Genomic DNA, 18,434 nt, shown 5'->3' with positions numbered 1-18,434 from the left:
CCCTTTCGTCGAGTAACCCTCACCACGACGTTATGAGGGGCGGGACGGGGGCGGGTGGTCCGAAACTGAACTACTGGTTAACAATCAGGCTTCGAACTTGTACCCGAGTCCCCTGACCGTCATCAGGTGGCGCGGCCGGCGCGGGTCGACTTCGATCTTGTCGCGCAGGCGCTTCACGTGGACGTCCAGGGTCCGGGTGTCGCCGTAGTAGTCGCTCCCCCACACCTCCGAGATCAGGTAGTCCCTTCTCATGAGGCGGCCGGCGTCGACGACCAGCGCGCTCAGAAGGTCGAACTCCTTCGGAGGGAGAGCAACGATCCTTCCCCGCACCCTGACCTGGTGCGCGGCCGCGTCGATCTGCACCGGCCCGGCGCAGAAGGTGGACTGGTCCTCGACCCGCTCAGTGAGCGACGCTCGCCTCAGGTGCGCCCTCACCCTGGAGATGAGCTCCATCATCGAGAACGGCTTGGTGATGTAGTCGTCGGCCCCCATCTCCAGGCAGGCGATCTTGTCCGCTTCGGCGTCCTTGGCGGTGACGATGAGAATGGGGACCGTAGACTCCGAGCGGATCAGCTTGCAGACGTCCACCCCGGACATCTGCGGCAGCATCAGGTCGAGAAGCACCAGCTGCGGCGCATTGGCCCTAAAGCTCGCGATCGCCTGCCTCCCGTCGGCGGCGACCTCCACCCGGTAGCCCTCCCGCTCCAGCGAGTAGCCCATCGCCTCCGACAGCGACGGCTCGTCCTCAACCAGAAGAAGCGGCCTGCTCATGTGGGACATGAAGCTCATATCCGCACGCTACCCAGCGGGGCCCGGCCGTAGGTGGTCTGTAACTGAACAGAAGGTGAACATGTGGTGGGGCTCCGCCCGGCTCGCTGTTACGCTCGCAAAAGCGTTCCGCCACCAGACAGGAGGATCAAATTGGCCGACGAGCTGTTGGAGATCACCGAGAAGCAGAAGATGAGCCGGGAGGATGCTGCGGCCCGGCTTCGGTCGCTGGCGGACCAGATCTCACGCCACAACCAGGTCGAGTTCACACGAAGCGGCATGGCGTTCACCGCCAAGATCCCGGCCCAGGTCGAGCTGAGCGTGGAGATCGAGATCGGCGAGGAGTCCGAGATCGAGATCGAGCTGAGCTGGTAGCGCCCTAGCCCCCCAGGGCCTGCCCGCCTATGATCCTGCGGTCATGACAGTCGACCAACAAGTCCCCGAGGCTCCGACCGCCGAGAAGAAGAATCGATCGGTCGCGATTCTTGCCGTCTTCATCCTCACGCTCTTTACCGGCTCGGCCCTGCTCTTTTTGGTCCAGCCGATGTTCGCGAAGATGGTGCTCCCGCTCCTCGGTGGCACCCCGGCGGTGTGGGCGACCTCCATGGTGTTCTTCCAGGCCACCCTTCTTGCCGGGTACGCCTACGCCCACTGGAGCGTGACCCGGCTCGGCGTGCGCCGGCAGGCGATGCTGCACATCCCGGTGGTCCTGCTTCCGCTGCTGCTGCTCCCGATCTCGGTCCCCGACGGGTGGAAGCCGCCGGAGGAGTTCCCCGTCCTGTGGCTGCTGTGGCTGCTGACCTTCGCCATCGGGCTGCCGTTCTTCGTTCTCAGCACCTCCGCCCCCCTGCTGCAGAGGTGGTTTGCCTCCACCGGGCACCCGTCGGGCAAGGACCCGTACTTCCTCTACGCCGCCAGCAACGCCGGAAGCATGCTTGCGCTGCTCTCGTACCCCTTCCTGATGGAGCCGGCGCTGCGACTGGCGGATCAAACCCGGGTGTGGGCCTTGGGCTACGGCGCCCTCGCCGCCGGCACGGTCGCCTGCGCCGTGATGGCGATCCGGAGTCGCCGCGGCGAAGATGCGGACCCGGTCACTGAACAAGCCGAGGAGACGACTGAAGCTGCGCCGCGGCCGGTAACTGCAGTCCGCCGTCTGCACTGGGTGGCTCTGGCATTCGTCCCCTCGTGCTTCATGCTGGCGGTCACCACGTACATCAGCACCGACATCGCAGCGATTCCCCTCCTATGGGTGATCCCGCTGGCCCTCTACCTGCTGACCTTCATCCTGGTCTTCTCGTCCTCAAAACCGTTCCCGCTGGTGTCGACCTCCCGGATACACGCCATCGTGCTGATCATGCTCGTCCTGGTGATGCTGCTGGACGACGACAGCCTGCCCCGGTGGGTGGTCCTCGGCCTCCCGCTTCTCGGCCTGTTCGTGGCTTCGCTTCTCTGTCACGCCCAACTGGCCGGGGACCGGCCGCCGGCCCGCCACCTCACCCAGTTCTACCTGTGGATGGCGCTTGGAGGGGTACTGGGAGGGGCGTTCACCGCGCTCGTGGCCCCGGTGGTGTTCGACGACCTTCTGGAGTACCCGCTCGCCATCGTCCTGGCCTGCATGCTGATGCCGCACCTGGCGTCGAAGAAGAAGAGCGTAGGTTCCACGAGAGAGCGGATCGTGCTCGGGATCATCCCGACCGCCTACATGCTCGTCACAGTGTTTTTGATCCTCGGTGCACAACGCTGGCTGCCCACGATCGGCCGGGTGGTGGCCCTCACCGTCGTCCTGGGCTTGTGCGCCCTGATGGTGACCCGCCCGCTGCGCTTCGGGCTTGCGGTAGGGGCCGTGATAGTCGGCGCCATGATCGCCAGCGGACAGTCGGAGGTCCTGTTCTCTGACCGAACCTTCTTCGGCGTGCAGGAGGTGTTGGGCGACACGGGCGGCCGCTTCCACCGGCTGATGCACGGCACGACCTTGCACGGGATCCAGAGCACCGACCCCAGCAAGGAGCTCGAACCGTTGTCCTACTACCACCGGGAGAGTCCCATCGGGCAGGTGTTGACCGAGTTGCCCGCCGCCGCCGCCCCCAACATCGGCGTCATCGGGCTGGGGACCGGGTCGTTGGCCTGCTACGCCCGGCCCGGGCAGGACTGGACCTTCTTCGAGATCGATCCTGCTATTGAGAGGATCGCCCGGGACCCGGATCTGTTCACCTTCCTCTCGGAGTGCCCCGGCAACCACGAGGTGGTCATCGGGGACGCCCGGCTCTCGCTGGACGACGTGCCGGATGGGCACTTCGGGGTGATCGTGGTCGACGCATTCAACTCGGACTCGATTCCGGTACACCTGATCACCAGGGAGGCCGTCGAGCTCTACATGCGCAAGCTCGCGCCCGGGGGTGTGGTCATGGTCCACATCTCAAACCGTTACCTGGACCTGCAGCCGGTGCTGGCGAACCTGTCGTGGGAGCTGGGACTTTCCTCCCGCTACGGCTGGAACCCCCAGACGCTCGAGCACCTGGCCCAGGGCAAATCCGCCTCCAACTGGGTGGTCCTAACCCCGTCGATGAACAACCTGGACGAACTGGACGACAACCCCATGTGGACCGACCTCGTGGTCGAGCCGGGGGCCCGGGTCTGGACCGATGACTTCTCCGACGTGTTCTCGGTCTTTAGGTGGCGTGGTCGATCCGGATAATGTAGGACTTGAGAATATTCTCATATCTGGTTAGTATGCAGTCCTCTCTCCCTCCGACTAAGCGAGCAGAGAACGGTCCGCCGGAAGGCGAGCCGATGCGAAAGGGCCCCACACTGGGAAGGGGCCCGATAAAAGGGGCCGTGCCTCCCAAAGAATCGGCCCCTTTTTCGCGTTTAGGTTGCTGCAGCCACCAGGGCAGCGGTGAGTCCGACCACTCCAACAAGAATCCACGCCTCGATCCGAACCGTCGAGCGCAACTGCTCCGACGCGGCGCCGTCCGTGGGCGAGAGGATCAGGTTGGGGATGACGTAACGGTGGTTGTATCCGCCGATCGCTGCGGCGGCGCCGACGGCCATCATCTTGAGCAGGAGGAGCCTCCCGAACCCGGTGGAAACCAGCTGTTTCGGCGAGTCGAGAATGCCGAAGCTCAAAGCGATCCCCGCCAATGCAACCGCAACCAGCGCCACGGCTGCAACGGCCGAGAACCGGATGGCCAGCTCACCGGCCCGTAGGGCCGTGTTGCGCCGCCGCCGGCGACTCAGAACCCATGCCATCATCGCTACTCCGCCCACCCAAACGCCTGCCCCGGCCACGTGCACGACATCGGCGATTCGCACCAGCCACGAAGGTTCCGCGGTCACTGTGTGACCGTCGAACAGGTACGACAGCGTCACCACGGCGGCTCCAACCAGGGCGATCGGCGAACTTCCCACGTTAAGCCGGTGGGTAGCCACGTCGGCCGGCCTGGTGGCCAAATCCAACGCACCGCCCGAGTGGCGACCCACGCCGGCAGGGAACTCATTCGGCTGAGCCCCAACAATGGGCTGGGCCGCCAGTTGTGCTCCGAAGAGCATGCCCAGCCCGCCTCCGAGTTTCAGGAGCACCGCCATGGCGAAAGGTCCCTCGAGAGCCGACAGTATCCCGCTGGGCGCCAGCCCCATACCCCACGAACCGTGGAGCAACGGTCCCATTGCGCAGACCTCCAGCAAAGTGCCGAACACGACCGCTACCCCTGCCCGCCGGACCCAGAACGCCGCAGCTCGAACCTCGAACAGGCTCCCGGTAAGCGAGCCGGCGGCGAAGGCCAGCACACCGATGCCGAGTAGGGCGCCGAGAAGAGAGAGCCATCTGGCTCCTCTGCCGAGCCACTCTGCCGAAGCCAGATGCTCCACGTCTCCCCCGTGGGGAGGGGCAGCTACGTGGCCTGCCGGGTGAACGACCAGGGCCTCCGCCGTCTGCCCCGGCGCCGGGGCAGCCTCCGACCTCTGCGCGATGGCGAAACCTACCGCCCCCGACCGCGGATGAGAGTCGCCGGCTTTGACCGTCCACGAGAGCAGGTAACCGCCGTCGGAAAGCGGCGCGGTCGGCTCCACGATCAGCCGCAGGGCGGTGGGCTGGGTCACCTTCGACGGGATCGGATTACCGTCTTTGGTAATTACAATCCCGGAGCCGGCCGGCTCCATATCGGTGCTGAACACCAGCTCCATTGTGGACGGTAGAACCGACAGGGTCGCCTGGTCCGCCGGAGTGCTCGAAACCAGCATCACGTGCGCCGTTGCGGAGCCGGCACCTGCGATCACCAGCACGGCTGCCGCTGCAGGGACGGCCCACCGGCGGAGCGCGTTGAGCACTAGGAAACCGTTATCGTGGACTTCATTCCGGCCTCGTAGTGACCAGGCTGGTGGCAACCGATCAGGACCTCTCCGGAGTCCTCAAAGGTGTGGGTGAGCTCGCCGCTCTTGCCCGGTTCCAGCAGCAGCGAGTCTCCGTCATCCATATTGTGGCCCTCCATTTCGCCCGAATCCATCGACTCGCCGTGCTCTTCTTGTGCGTCGGCGCCACCGATGAAGGCGTCGTGGTCCACCGCGCCGTCGTTGGTGAACTTGAAGGTCACAGTTTCACCGGACTTCACGGACAACGAATTCGGATCGAAGGCATTGTCCTTCATGGACACCTCGACCACCCGGTCGGCGTCTTCAGCGGACGGACCTTTGTCCCCGCAAGCAGCGGCAATCAGCGCTGCCGCCGCCACCACTACCGCAAATGTCTTCTTGAGTTTCATAGCTGTCCTCCTCGTTTTGACCTGCACTCCCGACTCAGCCGGACCACGCAGGCCGTCAGATGAATGGTTGACCCATGTCGCGCGCGGGCGCGCAGACACCATGGGTGGTGCGAAAGTTTGGTCTAAACCCGAATGGGTTGAACGAACCCGGGCGTTGCCGCCAGAGGCACCTTCAGTGGCCCCGACGCAGCCCGCCGGCCGTCCGGATTGGACGGGGGGTGGACCAGGTAGCTGGAGCCGGTCGCCACGGCAAGGACCAGGGCGACTGTAAAGGCCAGGGCAAACTCGAAGGAGTGGGAGTCCCCGTCGTGGTGCAACACGAAAAGATGCATTCCGCAAAGCACCAAGAAGAGGAGGAGAAACACCAGCACCCAGAGCCGGAACGTACCGATTCGGGTGCTGGCTCTCCTGAGATCCATGGTCTTACGTTACCAAAGAGCTACGCGAGCAAGCTCGGTCGGGACCTTCCGGCCACCTCTTCCGGCCTATCGTGCAACTCGGCCCTGGTGAGGTCCACCCGCCTGAGAAGCTGGGCGTTCAGTGCAACGATCACCGTCGATGCGCTCATCAGGACCGCCCCTACCGCCGGCGACAGCGTGATGCCGGCTGACGACAGCACCCCCGCCGCCAGCGGGATGGCGAACAGGTTGTAGCCGGCGCCCCACGCCAGGTTCTGCAGCATCTTGCGGTAGGACGCCCGGGAGAGCCGGATCAGGCCGGTCACCGCCCGGGGGTCGGACGACACCAGTACGACACCAGCCGACTCGATGGCCACGTCCGTGCCGGCTCCGATTGCGATACCAACATCGGCTCGGGCGAGCGCGGGAGCGTCGTTCACGCCGTCCCCGACCATCGCCACCAGCAGCCCCCGGCCCTGAAGCTCGGCGACCGCCTTCTCCTTTTCGTCGGGAAGCACCTCGGCAAAGACCTCGTCGATCCCAAGCCGGGCAGCGACCGAGTCGGCGACCTGCCGGGCGTCCCCGGTGATCATGGCAACCCGGACGCCGAGCCGGTGCAGATCGTCTACCGCCTCCGCCGACTCCGGCCGGATCTCGTCCTCAAGCGCAACCGCTCCGACGATCCGCCGGTCCCTCAGGGTGAACAGCACCGCCGCTCCCCTGCTCCTCCACTCGTCGAGCTTTGCAGATAGCTCTTCGGGCTCGTCCAGACCGAGCTCACGCAGCAGCGCCGGACCTCCGACTGCAACCTCCGACCCGCCGACACGGCCGGTAACCCCCCTACCGGTCAGCGAGCGGAAGTCTTCAACCGGCTGGAGGGGCGCCCGCTCCGACGCGGCGGTGACGATTGCCCGTCCGACCGGGTGCTCGGACTCCGATTCCACCGAGCCGGCCAGAGCCAGAACGTCGTCGTCGGTGGTGCCCAGCCCTGCGACCCCGGTGACCACGTGCGCTCCCCTGGTTAGGGTTCCGGTCTTGTCGAACAGCACCACCTTCACCGTACGCATGCGCTCCAGCGCCAGGCGGTCCTTGATCAGGATGCCGGCCTTGGCGGAGATGGAAGTGGAGAGGCTGATGACCAGCGGAATGGCAAGCCCGAGAGCGTGGGGGCAGGCAATGACAAGCACCGTGACGGTCCGGACGAAAGCGGTCTGGGTCTGGCCGAGGGCCGACCAGGCCAGGAACGTCGCTGCGCCCGAGATTGCGGCGACGTAGAACAGGAGTGCGGCAGCCCGGTCGGCCAGCGCCTGCGCCCGGGAACGGGAGGCCTGTGCTTCGGCCACCAGCCGTTGAATACCTGCGAGCGCGGTGTTCTCACCGACCGCCTCCACCCGGACCCGGATGGAGGAGTCCGTAGCGACGGTTCCTGCCACCACCTTGTCCCCGTAGCTCTTTGCTACCGGGCGGGACTCCCCGGTCACCATCGACTCGTCGATCTCTGCCTGCCCGTCGACGATCGACCCATCGGCCGGGACCCGGCCTCCCGAACGCACCAGCACGACGTCGCCCGGCTTGAGGTCCGACGCCGCGACGGTCTCGACCCCGTGGTCGCCTACCCGCTCGGCCTCATCCGGCAGGAGGGCGGCCAGAGCCGACAGCGCTCCTTGCGCCTGGCCAAGCGACCGCATCTCGATCCAGTGACCGAGAAGCATGATGGTCACCAGGGTGGCCAGTTCGGGCCACAGGTCCACGTCGATCAGGCCCAGCGCAGTGGCCGCCGAGGCGCCGAAGGCAACCAGCAGGCCCATCGAAATCAGGAGCATCATCCCGGGCTTCCGGGACTTCAGTTCGTCCCAGCCGGAGGTCAAGAAGACCGGACCGCCGTAAAGGAAGACTGCGGTCCCCAGAACCGAAGGGACCCACCGGGAACCCGGGAAGGCGGGCGCCATCCACCCGGTGAGCTCCATCAGCATGTGGCTGTAGAGGACCACCGGGATGGTCAGGGCCAGGCTCAGCCAGAACTTGCGCTGGAACATGGCGGCGTGGTCGCCGTGCCCTCCGTGGCCCTCGTGGCCGCCATGTGCTTCGTGCGCTTCGTGATGTTCGACCGGCTCCATCGGGTCGCTCCCCACCTCGGACGGACGCTCCGTTATATCCACTATTCCACTCATATCCAACCTCCCGGCTTCAAACTCTTGCGGTTCGGGGGATAATGGTCGGGTACCCCCCGGGGGTATGTAGTACGGTACCCCCCTAGGGTATCTGTGTCAACCGAATTTTCGAGTTGGGAGGGCAGATGGCCGCACGCGGATACAGCACATCGAAGGACGACCTGCGGGAGCGGCTGGCTCGCGTGGAGGGTCAGGTCAAAGGCATCACGAAGATGATCGAGGAGGACCGCTACTGCATCGACGTCCTCACCCAGATCAACGCCGTACGGGCGGCGTTGGACAAGGTGGCCCTTGGGCTTTTGGACGGCCACGTCCGGCACTGCCTGGTGGGAGGTGAGGGCGGGCCAGAGGAGCCGGATGACCAGGCGCAGGAGCTCATGGCCGCGGTCGGCAGGATGATGCAGCGCTAATCGGTAGCAATCTGCCGGTTCAGCCCGATCCTCCGTGTTACGTCAGTCGGCCAACGGCGTCCTGCGTAGGCGGCGATCAACACGCCGACTGTGCCCCCGACCAGAGTGTCGGTGACGTAGTGCTTGCCATCCCGGGTCAGGGAAAGGTGCGCGAGCATTGCCATCGTCCCGAACGGAAGAAAAGCCAGAGGGGCCTCCTGGGCGGCCCCGAACACAAAAGCCACCTCGGCGCACGCGTGGCCGGAAGGAAACGAGCCGCGGATCACCTGGGGCTTGCGGGCCCATCGGTGCCTGGGCTGAGCCCGGCCAAAGACCGGCTTCGGCAGGTTGCCCATCGCTGCACCGACCAGATAACACCCGGTCCCCCGAACGGCTGCCCTCCGGCCCCTGTCTCCCGAAGCCGCCATCCCGGCGGTAGCCAGGGCCCAAAGGACCGGCTGCCGGGTCACCCTGCCCACGCGACCGACCGATCGCGGGATCGCGTCGTGCTGCCTACGGTTGCCCTTCGTGGTGAACTCCTTGTCGCTCGTTGCCCCGACCTACCCAAATGCGGGGATCGCTAAGACACCGGAGTCCGGCGCCGTCGCTGGTACGATTCCGGCCATGCCCGATTTCCAATGCGCCACCTGCGGTCAGGAGTTCAGCCTGAGCGCCGAGGTGCTCAGCCGCTATCCCGGCTGGAGACCGCAACAATGCCGCAAGTGCAAGGCGGCCAAGGACGTCAAAGCTGCGCCGAAGGCAGCCACGATGACCAGCGACCCTACAGAGGGCCTGTTCACCGACGGCGGGTGCAGCGGAAACCCCGGTCCCGGCGGTTGGGGCGTCGTCTGGGTTCGCTCGGGGGAGATGTTCGCCGAGGCCAACGGCGGAGAGCCGCACACCACCAACAACCGGATGGAGCTGACGGCGCTGATCCAGGCGTATCGAATGCTGGACGCCGGGTCGACCGAGACGATCTGGAGCGACAGCACCCTCTGCGTGAAGACCGTCAATGAGTGGGCGAAGGGCTGGGAGCGCCAGGGCTGGAAGCGCAAGACCGGCCCGGTCGAGAACCTCGACCTAGTGAAGCCCCTCTACGAGCTGGCGAAAGCCCATCCAAACGTGAAGCTGCGCTGGCTGAAGGGCCACGCCGGGCAGCGCTGGAACGAACGAGCCGACGTCCTGGCAACCGCCTACCAGCAGGGAATCGCGCTGGTCGAACGCTGAGGCTAGCTGTCGCTCGCCGGGCGCTGGACGGCGGTGTCGTCGAGCGATTCGGGCTCCTCGGTGTCGGCGGTTCCACCATCCTGGTAACCGCTCTCGCTCTCCCTCCGGGTGTCGTCCTCTGACTGGGTGGGGTTCGGAGTTTCCTCGTTCATTCCTGGTTTCCTTTCGTCGTGAACCGCGATCTGGCCGCGGGTGGGTTACCCCTACCCCGGGCCGAGCCGGCTAACCGGACTCTCGGCGCTTTTCCAGTACGGCAAAATGGGTAACCAAAGCCCGTAGACGAGTCTGGAGAACCAAGAAGTGCCGGAGATAGTTCAGTGTCCCAACTGCGGTGCCAGGAACCGCGTTCCCGCCGCCGCAGCCGGAACCCCCCGCTGCGGCAAGTGCAGCACCGCCCTACCCTGGATCGCCAAGGCGGACGACGAGACCTTTGCCGAGGTGGTCGAAGGGTCGGCGACTCCGGTGCTCCTGGATCTGTGGGCACCCTGGTGCGGGCCCTGCCGGCAGGTCAGCCCGGCACTTGAGCAGCTCGCGGGCCGGTACGCCGGCAGGATCAAACTCGTCAAGGTGAACGTCGACGAGTCGCCCCGGACGGCAATGCGGTTCGACGTGAAGGGAATTCCCACCCTCATGGTCATGAGGGGTAGCCAGATCCTGGCCCGCCAGACGGGCGCAGCGCCGGAGCCCCGTTTGAGGGCGTGGTTGGAGTCGGTCCTGGCGGGAGCGAAGTCCTGACCAATCGCAGCCCGAAGCGACGGCGTGTCGAAAGTCTCTCTCGGGGTACAGATAGCGAAACCGATCAAGGAGGTGCCAATGGCCCGTGAACGAATCGACACCACTCCCGGCGAGCCCGGCGGACAGCGCTACATCCGCAGAGACGACGAAGGCCAGTTCACCGAAGATCAGGTCGACGTCGGCCGGTCCTCCGCGGCCGACCAGCGCCAGCAGGCAGAGAACAAGTCAAAGCCGGGCGAGGGGGACCGCGGAGACCGCTAGGTCTGTTGAGCCCTAGCCGGTTGTGCCGGTGAGGATGACCTCGAAACACCCCTCTGGGTGCTGTTTCTCCACCCGCTGAAGCCAGAACATCGATTCGAAAAGCGCCAGCTTGGTGCCATCCCTCCGCTTGAGAACGGTGACCCCGCTGGTGCCCGCCAGCTGCGCCACGGTCGAGTCGTCGGTCCGGCGAGCGATCGTGTACGACGTCGGCGAAAGGTCGATCGCAGCGCCGAACTCGTGCTCCAGCCGGTGGGCGAAGACCTCGAACTGCATCTGGCCGACGGCGGCCAGAATCGGAACCGGGCCGTCGTCCAGGTCGTAGAGAACCTGGACGACCCCTTCCTGCTCCATCTGCTCGAGCCCCCGGCGAAACTGCTTGTAGCGGCCGGTGTCCCGCGCCCGCGCCCGCACGAACAGCTCGGGGGCGAAGGTGGGGATTCCCGGGTAGACCACCGGATCGCCCTCGTAGAGGGTGTCGCCGATCCGAAGGTCGCTGGCGTTCACCAGACCGATCACGTCTCCGGGAAACGCCTCGTCGATGGTCTCGCGGTCGGAGCCGAAGACCGAGGAGGCGTACTTGGTGGCGAACGGGCGCCCGGTGGGGCCGTGGGTCACGGTCATCCCCCGCTCGAACCGTCCCGAACACACCCGCACGAACGCGATGTGGTCCCGATGGGCGGGGTTCATGTTCGCCTGGATCTTGAAGACGAATCCCGACAGCGGGGAGTCCAGGGGCCTCAGGTCCCCCGTCCTGTCGTTGCGGGGCTCGGGGGAGGGCGCCAGGTCCACCACTGCATCCAGCAGGTGGCGCACGCCGAAGTTGGTCAACGCCGACCCGATGAACATCGGGGTGCTTTCGCCGGCCAGAAAGGACTTGAGGTCCAGGTCGGCCCCCACCTCGGTAAGCAGTGAGCACTCCTCGATAGCCCGATCCCAGGCAGGCCCCTCCTCCCGGGCCGCCCGGTCGGGGTCGACCAGTTCCTCGGGCACCGTTGTCGCACCCCGGGCCGTGCGGGTGAACCGCACGAAGTCGCCGGTTCGCCGGTCGATGACGCCCCGGAAGTCGCCGGGCACACCGACCGGCCAGGTCACCGGTGTCGGGCTCACCTTGATCAGGTCGGCGATCTCATCCAGCAGTTCGAGCGGGTCACGTCCGGGGCGGTCGTACTTGTTGAGGAAGGTGAGGATCGGCAGGTTGCGGGAGCGGCAGACCTCGAACAGCTTGAGCGTCTGCGCTTCGATCCCCTTGGCGACGTCCAGGACCATCACCGCGGCGTCGGCGGCCGCGAGCACCCGGTAGGTGTCCTCCGAGAAGTCGCGGTGCCCCGGGGTGTCGAGCAGGTTGATCACGTGGTCCCGGTACCTGAACTGCAGCACGGTGGAGGAGATCGAGATCCCTCGCTGCTGCTCCATCGCCATCCAGTCCGAGGTCGCCTTCCGCCGTCCCGACCGGGCGTGGACCGCCCCGGCTTCGGTCACCGCGCCGGCGTAGAGCAGAAACTTCTCGGTCAGGGTCGTCTTTCCGGCGTCGGGGTGGCTGATGATGGCGAAGGTTCGCCGCCGGGCCGCCTCTTGTTTTACGTCCGACTGGATCAAGATACGGCGCCGAGGGTCCCGGCCGCCTCCATCCGCGCCCGGAGATCCACGATGCTTCCGTTCTCCTCGCCGTCTTCGACCAGCTTCCAGATCCATGAGGCGACTACCTCAGGCGGCACCAGCCGGCCGTTTTCGTGCAGGTCGACGAACCGTTGGAGGGAGGGAAACTGGCGCTCGCCGGCCGCTCGGACCTGGCTCTGCATGGGGGTGTCCACCACGCCGGGAGCCACTGCGTACACCTTGACCCCGCCCCGAATCGCCTGCTCCGCTCCGACGGTGCGGACCCACTGGTCCATCGACGCCTTGCTCGCCCCATAGGCCGACCACCCGGGATAGACCTTCTGGGCCGCACCGGACGAAATCATCACCAGGGTTCGTTTTGCCGGCACGCCGGCTGCGGCGGAAAGGAACTGCTGGCCCAGCACCGGGGAAGCCACACCGTTGAGCATCAGGCTTGCCCGGTATGAGTCCGGGTCTACGTCTGCTGCGAAGCCGATGGGGTCCAAAGTGCCCGCCGAGTGGATGAAAACGACCCGGTCCCCGTGAAAGTCAGCCAGCTCGGACCGCAGACCGTCACCGACCGCGTCCCACGAGCCGGAATCGGCAAGGTCGGCCTGCAGGTGTTCGATACCGTCGACACGGCGACGGCCGATCCCGATGACTCGGGAGCCGGCCCACGGCACGCTCCCGGCAAGCGCGCGTCCGATGCCGCTCGACGCCCCGGTGATCCAGATCAAGTTGTTCGCCATCGACCCATGCTAATCGCCAGCCGAGAACATGCAGCCCCAAGCCGGGGGTCCGGACCTGCTAGAGATACCCTTCGGGGACCGGCCCCACGACGTGCATGCCGTACTTCAAAGCAATCTGGTCGAGCTTCTCGGAGTCCGCGTCGCCGGACTTGATCGCGGCGCTCAGCTCGTCGAAATACCCCACCATCGCCGCCGGCGTGTAGAGATTGAGTTTGCGGCTTTGCTTTTTGCCGACTCGAAAACTGTGGACCAGACCTTTGGGGATGTAAATGAACGCCCCGGCCGAACAGGAGTACTCGTCCTCCTCGATGAAAATGATGTACTCGCCCTCCAGCACGTAGAAAGCTTCGGCTGCGTTGTCGTGAACGTGCAGCGGAGGGCCGAAATCGGGCGGCTCCGTCGCCTCCAATAACGTGAACGCATCGTCAGTGTCCGTGCCCGTAGCCTTCAGGGTCATCGCGAAGTTACCGAGGTCTATCGACCGTCCTTCGCCCGGCGGAAGGACGAATGCCTTAGAACCCTTTTCCGGCATCCGCATCCCTTTCCTGCCCTCGGGCTTTCACCTCCAGCCGGATCCTCCGGTGGCGCCGAACTCCGAGGTCGTATGTATCTGTTGTATGAACCGGGTGAGGGCCGTCCCGGGTTTTGCCCGAAGGGTGTCGACCCGGGTGGTCCACGGAATGGTCAGCCAGGAGAGGAAGACCCGGTCGACTGTTACGTTGGTTTCGCCGTCGAGCAGGTCCAGGACTGCCAGCACGAACGGGGTGGTGACCGCGTCGGCAGACGCCCGAGGGAGCAGGCCGGACAGCTCGGCCCGAATCTCCTCCTGCTCTGCCGGTGAGTAGTGCTCCAGCAAGCTCAATCGCCCCCTGGTGGAACCCCGTTTCCTACGGCGGGATTGTCCCCCTAAAGACGAAGGGAAACAAGGCGGTTGTCGAAGTCTGGTCCACGGTGAACCTCACACCGGGCGGGTTCTGGAGAGGACCGACGACCCAACCCTTTCCTCCAGCCTTCGCTTTGGATGCGCACTCCAGGCGCATTGGGTTGTGAGTGACACCTTCGCCCCTGATGCCGGACGCTCGCGTCGCTTCCCGACCTCGGTACTCGAATCGATTGCGAGCAGGGCGTCAAGCAGTCGTTGTGCATCAGGTCTGGGGACAGGGCCTAGCTTGAAAGGCCGGCCGATTCACGTGAGGTTTTCCAAAAAGGAGCCTAGGCCGTAAGCAATCACCGCGGCCACGCCACCCACCACCAGGGTTTCCAACCCTGAAAGCCACCATCGTTGAGCAACGAATCTGCTCTTGAGTGCCCCAACGGCGAAGAATGCCACACCGGTCATGACGGCGCTCCAGACGAACGGCGCCTGAATCTTGGATGGAAAGATCCCATTGGCGACAAAGGCAAACAGTGGAATGAATCCCACTATCACGAACGCTGCAAAGGTAGACGCTGCAGCGCGTGTTGGTTCTTCGGAGACGGACCCGTAGCCGTATTCCTCCGCCATCATCGTGTCCACCCATAGGCGCGGGTTGGAAGTAATTACGTCGACAACACGATCGAGATCCTCGCCGGCGAACCCCTTCAGCGAGAAGATTTGCCTAATTTCCTCCCTCTCCTCCTCCGGAAGCTCCCGAACCTCCCGCTCCTCCCGAGAGCGTGCTAGATCCCGTTCCTGGCGCTCCGCCCGCGTGGCGAGATAATTGCTGACGGCCATGCTGAACCCGTCGGCAATCAAGTTGGCAACGCCCAGGATGATTACGATCGTGGTTGAAAGCTGCGCGCCCGCCACCCCGGCAACCACAGCAAATGTCGTAACGGTTCCGTCTATCCCCCCGTAGATGAAGTCGCGGAGATGACTTTGCTTCGGCGGCTGAGAGATCCTTTCCCTGATCGCAGCGAAGTTCTGCGACTCCAATTCGTTTCCGGGGCTCAACGGCCGGGACCCTCGTCGGGATTCATCTCGCTGCATTTCCTCGCTTCATGCACCGCCGGCGATGCGCGGTTTCAACTTTCCCCCGACCATTGTCCTGCCCTTTAAGGGTCCTAGGGCCCTTTTTGGCTCACTACCTGCGTCCGACAATGGCATAGATCGCTTCGGAGCAACAACGACATCGGACCACTCCAGATTGCAGAGACCATTCAATGACAACTGCGTCCACAAAATCCGAAAGCCTCCAAGGAACTACTTCCTTCTCGTCTGACAACCTACGGGGGAATCGGCGATCCGGTGGCGACTCCCGTCGGGCACCACGCCCCGGCAATCGGACTCTGGTGCTCACGAAACTCGATTTCGGCAAGGGTAAGAGGATCGATCTTGGATCATTAATCGAGCGCCTGGAGGTGGCCAAGCCAGGAGGAGACGAGGCCCTTGCCGATACCCCCCGTTGACAAGACTTCGCCTGAAGCCGTGCCTCTCAAGCGGGCAATTTCCCGAAGCATGTTGCTCATGCTTGTGGTTGGCGACGTACTGGGGGCCGGCATCTATGCGTTGGTTGGTCAAGTCGCCGGGAAGGTGGGCGGGGCATTTTGGACTGCATTCTTACTGGCGCTGGTGCTGGCCGTCTTTACGGCATTCGGGTACGCCGAACTCGTAACCAAGTATCCGAAAGCTGCGGGTGCCGCCGTCTACGCCAACAGAGCCTGGGAGAATCCGTTTCTCACATTCCTTGTGGCGTTCGCCGTGATGAGCTCGGGTCTGACGTCGGCGGCGACGCTTTCGCGTGCCTTTGCCGCAGGCTATGGTCCCCAGGCGCTCGGCCTGTCCCACACGATCCTGGCCATAGTGTTCATTTGCCTTCTGGCACTGGTGAACTACCGAGGGATATCAGAAAGCGCCCGCCTGAACGTTGGGCTGACGACGATCGAGCTTCTTGGCCTGGTAATCGTGCTCATCGTTGGGGTGGTGGCTATCGCCAGCGGTACGGGCGACGTTGACCCCGGAAGGGCCCTTCGGTTCACCGACTCCCGCTCGAACCTGAACGCGATAGTGGCGGGAGCAGGATTGGCCTTCTTTGCGTTAATTGGGTTTGAGGATTCGGTCAACATGGCTGAAGAAGTCCGCGATCCCGCTCGGGACTATCCCCGGGCGCTCCTGGGTGGCCTGGTGGTTGCCGGAACCCTGTACGTACTTGTCACGGTAGTAGCTTCGATGGTTGTGCCGGCGGATCGTCTAGCGGCGTCCCCAACACCGTTACTGGAGGTAGTCCAAGCTGGACCCCTAAAGGTCCCGAAAGCGTTGTTCGTCGCCATCTCCATGTGCGCGCTGGCCAACGGAGCGCTGATCAACATGCTCATGGCGTCGAGAATCGTTTACGGCATGTCGCGCGAACGGATTCTGCCTCCCACGTTGGGGCGTGTGGGTAGAGGCCGACAGACGCCCCTGGTGGCGATATTTGGAACGACAGTAATTGCAGTTCTTCTTACCCTCACCGGTGACATCAGCGACCTGGCAGAAACCACCGTGCTCCTACTCTTGATGGTTTTCACCGGAGTCAACCTTGCGGTGCTTGCTCTGAGGAGGAAGCCGGTAGCGTCCCCTCACTTCAGGGCACCAACGGTAATGCCGTGGCTGGGGGCTATCGTGTCTGTCGCCCTTATGGCGACCAAGTCCCCCATGGTCTTCGTACGCGCCGGAGCCTTGCTACTCCTCGGCGTAGGCCTTTGGGCGGTAAATGCACGGCTGTATCGCCAACCACAAGGGTCCGCTTGACGCTGCGGGGGTGCCCAACGGCCTACGGAAGGTGAGACCAACGGCCCTGTATGGGGTCGCCGACAGACGCTAGGTTAGCTGCACGATCTCTGATTTGGCGGGGAGGCGAGCAATGTCTTTCAAAGGATCCGAGCCTAAGTCAATCGACATGCCGACGGGCCCCGGAATCTACCTCTATTGGCTACCACTAGGTGCCGGCGGCAGCTTCGTCCGGTTCAATGGGCGGGTGTTCGAGTTCATTCAGGCACGGATTGAGAGGCGGGCTCCACGTGACCTGTACCACACGGCTCTTGTGGTGATTGTGCCTGCGGGACGATTTGTGATTGAGAACAGCTGGCCCATTCCGGATGCGGAGGGTCCGGCCCGCGGGGTGGCGGTGGAAGGACCCGTCTTCGGTCGCAGCCTGGGCCACTTTGAGGTGTTCCGGTACGAGGTTCGACGTTGGAGGGACGGGGTGATCGCAGACCAAGCGGAGGCGGTGGAGAGCCCCCAATGCGTCAGCCGGGACCCCGAGAAGGCCCAGCGACTACTCGAGTTGGTCGACTCGGTCCCTCCAATGGTGTGGGGACGCGACGAGCAGTCCGCCGGAGACATGTGGAACTCGAACTCGGTCATATCCTTTCTACTGGCACGAAGCGGCGTGCCGACGGGGCCGATTTCCCCTCCCCCAAACGGAAGGGCTCCAGGATGGCATGCGGGCATCGTCATGGCGTCCCGATATGCGGGCCGACCATCCGGAAGAAGCCTTGAACCACTTGCCTGACGAAGTTCGCCCTGCCGATACCAGCATGGCTTGAGACCTTCAGCGGCGGGGTTCCGGCCATGGTGATCTGCCTGGAGAGGCAGAAGGTCACCGACTGGGGCGTTGACCGCTAAAGGCGGTCTTCGTGCCAGCCGAGGAGAACTGCGAAGCCAGTGACCGGCCCCATTCACGGGCACGCTCCAACTCCCCGCTTTCCAGGGGGCCGGTCGTGTCTGCCACCACAAAACTCTCGGACGGGATAACCACTCGAAGTCCGAGCTTCCTCAGGCGCTTCTCAATGGAGGGTCCTGCGGTGGGGGCGATCTTCAGCCAGGAGGGCATGGCCATCCTCGTGTCGAACGACGCTACCGCCAACTTCTTGTTGGGCTTTTTCAGCCCACCGATCCACTCGCGCACTCCCCGGCCCTTGGACACAAGGCTCCCGGTAGCCTGTTCGGCCGCCTGGCGTCTGGTGTTTTCGCGGCTGAGACTCAGCGCGTGCGTGGGAGCTCCGACGACCAACAATGTGACCTGGTCGCCGATCTTGTCCGGGGCCATCCCCACCTCCCGCACGTCCACGTGCATCCCGCTCGAAAGACCCTCGGCTATCGCTTGGGCGACCTTCTGGGTATTGCCGAACATGGACTCGTATACGACCAAACCGTTCATTTACGCCTCCTTGGTTTCACTACTTCAATGGATCAGGGGAGCCGCCAATCCGCAGCGGGCTCGACGCCCATGACCCCGGCCGGTGTCAGTATCGGCACCACATCGCTCCTCGCGCCGGTCAGGCACCGTTGAACGCCGCTTCAATCTCTGAGACCAGGTCCGCCTGGCGATCGGCAAAACGTTTCGGGCTGAACGGCCCGAGTTGCGCTGCCGGCTTGCCGTCAACCAGCTCTCGCTTCAGCAACTCGGCAACCGCCGGAGCG

The 18,434-nt window shown here is 64.6% G+C and carries 20 protein-coding genes; 7 read left to right on the top strand and 13 right to left on the bottom strand.

Features of this window, described 5'->3' with window-relative positions:
* Window positions 1–84 precede the first annotated feature (84 nt).
* Window positions 85–771, bottom strand: a complete 687-nt coding sequence (locus VFV09_09405; protein ID HEU4867932.1) for a response regulator transcription factor — start codon at window positions 769–771, stop codon at window positions 85–87.
* Window positions 772–921: 150 nt separating this feature from the next.
* On the opposite strand from VFV09_09405, the gene VFV09_09400 reads away from it, so the two are divergent.
* Together VFV09_09400 and VFV09_09395 are read left to right on the top strand one after the other, a co-directional pair.
* Window positions 922–1,143 carry an amphi-Trp domain-containing protein gene (locus VFV09_09400; GenBank protein ID HEU4867931.1) on the top strand — a complete coding sequence of 74 codons (222 nt, stop codon included), beginning with the start codon at window positions 922–924 and terminating at the stop codon, window positions 1,141–1,143.
* Between the two features lie 43 nt (window positions 1,144–1,186).
* Window positions 1,187–3,463, top strand: a complete 2,277-nt coding sequence (locus VFV09_09395) for a fused MFS/spermidine synthase (protein ID HEU4867930.1) — start codon at window positions 1,187–1,189, stop codon at window positions 3,461–3,463.
* A gap of 173 nt (window positions 3,464–3,636) precedes the next feature.
* Here VFV09_09395 and VFV09_09390 read toward each other — a convergent pair whose 3' ends face one another.
* From VFV09_09390 to VFV09_09375, 4 genes are all read right to left on the bottom strand, one after another.
* Window positions 3,637–5,094: a CopD family protein gene (locus VFV09_09390; GenBank protein HEU4867929.1), complete on the bottom strand. Its 1,458-nt coding sequence runs from the start codon at window positions 5,092–5,094 to the stop codon at window positions 3,637–3,639.
* Window positions 5,094–5,525, bottom strand: coding sequence for a cupredoxin domain-containing protein (locus tag VFV09_09385; GenBank protein HEU4867928.1), 432 nt, complete (start codon window positions 5,523–5,525; stop codon window positions 5,094–5,096). The genes VFV09_09390 and VFV09_09385 overlap by 1 nt, the downstream gene beginning before the upstream one ends.
* 122 nt (window positions 5,526–5,647) lie before the next feature.
* Entirely contained in the window at window positions 5,648–5,944 is a 297-nt protein-coding gene (locus VFV09_09380; protein ID HEU4867927.1) for a hypothetical protein, read from the bottom strand.
* A 20-nt stretch (window positions 5,945–5,964) separates the two neighbouring features.
* The gene (locus tag VFV09_09375) at window positions 5,965–8,040 is read right to left on the bottom strand and encodes a heavy metal translocating P-type ATPase (protein HEU4867926.1); all 2,076 of its coding nucleotides are present in this window, start codon (window positions 8,038–8,040) and stop codon (window positions 5,965–5,967) included.
* Between the two features lie 179 nt (window positions 8,041–8,219).
* On the opposite strand from VFV09_09375, the gene VFV09_09370 reads away from it, so the two are divergent.
* Entirely contained in the window at window positions 8,220–8,504 is a 285-nt protein-coding gene (locus VFV09_09370) for a metal-sensitive transcriptional regulator (protein ID HEU4867925.1), read from the top strand.
* Here the strand turns inward: VFV09_09370 and VFV09_09365 are convergent.
* Window positions 8,501–8,953 (bottom strand): phosphatase PAP2 family protein, encoded by a 453-nt coding sequence (locus tag VFV09_09365; GenBank protein ID HEU4867924.1) that lies wholly within the window; start codon window positions 8,951–8,953, stop codon window positions 8,501–8,503. The genes VFV09_09370 and VFV09_09365 overlap by 4 nt on opposite strands.
* A 154-nt stretch (window positions 8,954–9,107) precedes the next feature.
* On the opposite strand from VFV09_09365, the gene VFV09_09360 reads away from it, so the two are divergent.
* Window positions 9,108–9,710 (top strand): ribonuclease H, encoded by a 603-nt coding sequence (locus VFV09_09360; protein ID HEU4867923.1) that lies wholly within the window; start codon window positions 9,108–9,110, stop codon window positions 9,708–9,710.
* A gap of 2 nt (window positions 9,711–9,712) precedes the next feature.
* Here the strand turns inward: VFV09_09360 and VFV09_09355 are convergent, their stop codons facing one another.
* Complete coding sequence (locus VFV09_09355) at window positions 9,713–9,862, bottom strand: hypothetical protein (GenBank protein HEU4867922.1); 150 nt, start codon at window positions 9,860–9,862, stop codon at window positions 9,713–9,715.
* A gap of 148 nt (window positions 9,863–10,010) precedes the next feature.
* Between VFV09_09355 and trxA the strand changes: the two genes are divergently transcribed.
* Together trxA and VFV09_09345 are read left to right on the top strand one after the other, a co-directional pair.
* Window positions 10,011–10,445 carry a thioredoxin gene (gene trxA / locus VFV09_09350; protein HEU4867921.1) on the top strand — a complete coding sequence of 145 codons (435 nt, stop codon included), beginning with the start codon at window positions 10,011–10,013 and terminating at the stop codon, window positions 10,443–10,445.
* Window positions 10,446–10,523: 78 nt separating this feature from the next.
* Window positions 10,524–10,706, top strand: coding sequence for a hypothetical protein (locus tag VFV09_09345; GenBank protein HEU4867920.1), 183 nt, complete (start codon window positions 10,524–10,526; stop codon window positions 10,704–10,706).
* Between the two features lie 12 nt (window positions 10,707–10,718).
* Here VFV09_09345 and VFV09_09340 read toward each other — a convergent pair whose 3' ends face one another.
* The 5 genes from VFV09_09340 to VFV09_09320 form a co-directional block, all read right to left on the bottom strand.
* Window positions 10,719–12,302, bottom strand: a complete 1,584-nt coding sequence (locus VFV09_09340) for a peptide chain release factor 3 (GenBank protein HEU4867919.1) — start codon at window positions 12,300–12,302, stop codon at window positions 10,719–10,721.
* Window positions 12,299–13,051 (bottom strand): SDR family NAD(P)-dependent oxidoreductase, encoded by a 753-nt coding sequence (locus tag VFV09_09335; GenBank protein ID HEU4867918.1) that lies wholly within the window; start codon window positions 13,049–13,051, stop codon window positions 12,299–12,301. Before VFV09_09335 ends, VFV09_09340 begins: the two co-directional genes overlap by 4 nt.
* Window positions 13,052–13,109: 58 nt before the next feature.
* On the bottom strand, window positions 13,110–13,583 hold the full coding sequence (locus VFV09_09330; protein ID HEU4867917.1) for a cupin domain-containing protein: 474 nt from the start codon (window positions 13,581–13,583) through the stop codon (window positions 13,110–13,112).
* A 27-nt stretch (window positions 13,584–13,610) separates the two neighbouring features.
* A complete protein-coding gene (locus VFV09_09325) occupies window positions 13,611–13,913 on the bottom strand; it encodes a hypothetical protein (protein HEU4867916.1) in 303 nt (100 codons plus the stop codon).
* A gap of 324 nt (window positions 13,914–14,237) precedes the next feature.
* The gene (locus VFV09_09320; protein ID HEU4867915.1) at window positions 14,238–14,966 is read right to left on the bottom strand and encodes a VIT1/CCC1 transporter family protein; all 729 of its coding nucleotides are present in this window, start codon (window positions 14,964–14,966) and stop codon (window positions 14,238–14,240) included.
* A gap of 453 nt (window positions 14,967–15,419) precedes the next feature.
* On the opposite strand from VFV09_09320, the gene VFV09_09315 reads away from it, so the two are divergent.
* Complete coding sequence (locus VFV09_09315) at window positions 15,420–16,760, top strand: APC family permease (GenBank protein ID HEU4867914.1); 1,341 nt, start codon at window positions 15,420–15,422, stop codon at window positions 16,758–16,760.
* 850 nt (window positions 16,761–17,610) lie between these two features.
* Here VFV09_09315 and VFV09_09310 read toward each other — a convergent pair.
* Window positions 17,611–18,171, bottom strand: a complete 561-nt coding sequence (locus VFV09_09310; GenBank protein ID HEU4867913.1) for a flavodoxin domain-containing protein — start codon at window positions 18,169–18,171, stop codon at window positions 17,611–17,613.
* Between the last annotated feature and the right edge of the window lie 263 nt (window positions 18,172–18,434).

This window comes from Actinomycetota bacterium, assembly GCA_035759705.1.
GTDB lineage: Bacteria > Actinomycetota > CADDZG01 > JAHWKV01 > JAHWKV01 > JAJCYE01.
Note: the sequence above shows the minus strand (reverse complement) of the source record. Positions and strands in the feature narration are given on the sequence as shown.

Coding starts and splice junctions, on each gene's coding strand:
- VFV09_09395 (HEU4867930.1), top strand. CDS start 1,187: ATGACAGTCGACCAACAAGTCCCCGAGGCTCCGACCGCCGAGAAGAAG.
- VFV09_09380 (HEU4867927.1), bottom strand. CDS start 5,944: ATGGATCTCAGGAGAGCCAGCACCCGAATCGGTACGTTCCGGCTCTGG.
- VFV09_09385 (HEU4867928.1), bottom strand. CDS start 5,525: ATGAAACTCAAGAAGACATTTGCGGTAGTGGTGGCGGCGGCAGCGCTG.
- VFV09_09355 (HEU4867922.1), bottom strand. CDS start 9,862: ATGAACGAGGAAACTCCGAACCCCACCCAGTCAGAGGACGACACCCGG.
- VFV09_09335 (HEU4867918.1), bottom strand. CDS start 13,051: ATGGCGAACAACTTGATCTGGATCACCGGGGCGTCGAGCGGCATCGGA.
- VFV09_09330 (HEU4867917.1), bottom strand. CDS start 13,583: ATGCCGGAAAAGGGTTCTAAGGCATTCGTCCTTCCGCCGGGCGAAGGA.
- VFV09_09375 (HEU4867926.1), bottom strand. CDS start 8,040: ATGGAGCCGGTCGAACATCACGAAGCGCACGAAGCACATGGCGGCCAC.
- VFV09_09405 (HEU4867932.1), bottom strand. CDS start 771: ATGAGCAGGCCGCTTCTTCTGGTTGAGGACGAGCCGTCGCTGTCGGAG.
- VFV09_09310 (HEU4867913.1), bottom strand. CDS start 18,171: ATGAACGGTTTGGTCGTATACGAGTCCATGTTCGGCAATACCCAGAAG.
- VFV09_09345 (HEU4867920.1), top strand. CDS start 10,524: ATGGCCCGTGAACGAATCGACACCACTCCCGGCGAGCCCGGCGGACAG.
- VFV09_09360 (HEU4867923.1), top strand. CDS start 9,108: ATGCCCGATTTCCAATGCGCCACCTGCGGTCAGGAGTTCAGCCTGAGC.
- VFV09_09370 (HEU4867925.1), top strand. CDS start 8,220: ATGGCCGCACGCGGATACAGCACATCGAAGGACGACCTGCGGGAGCGG.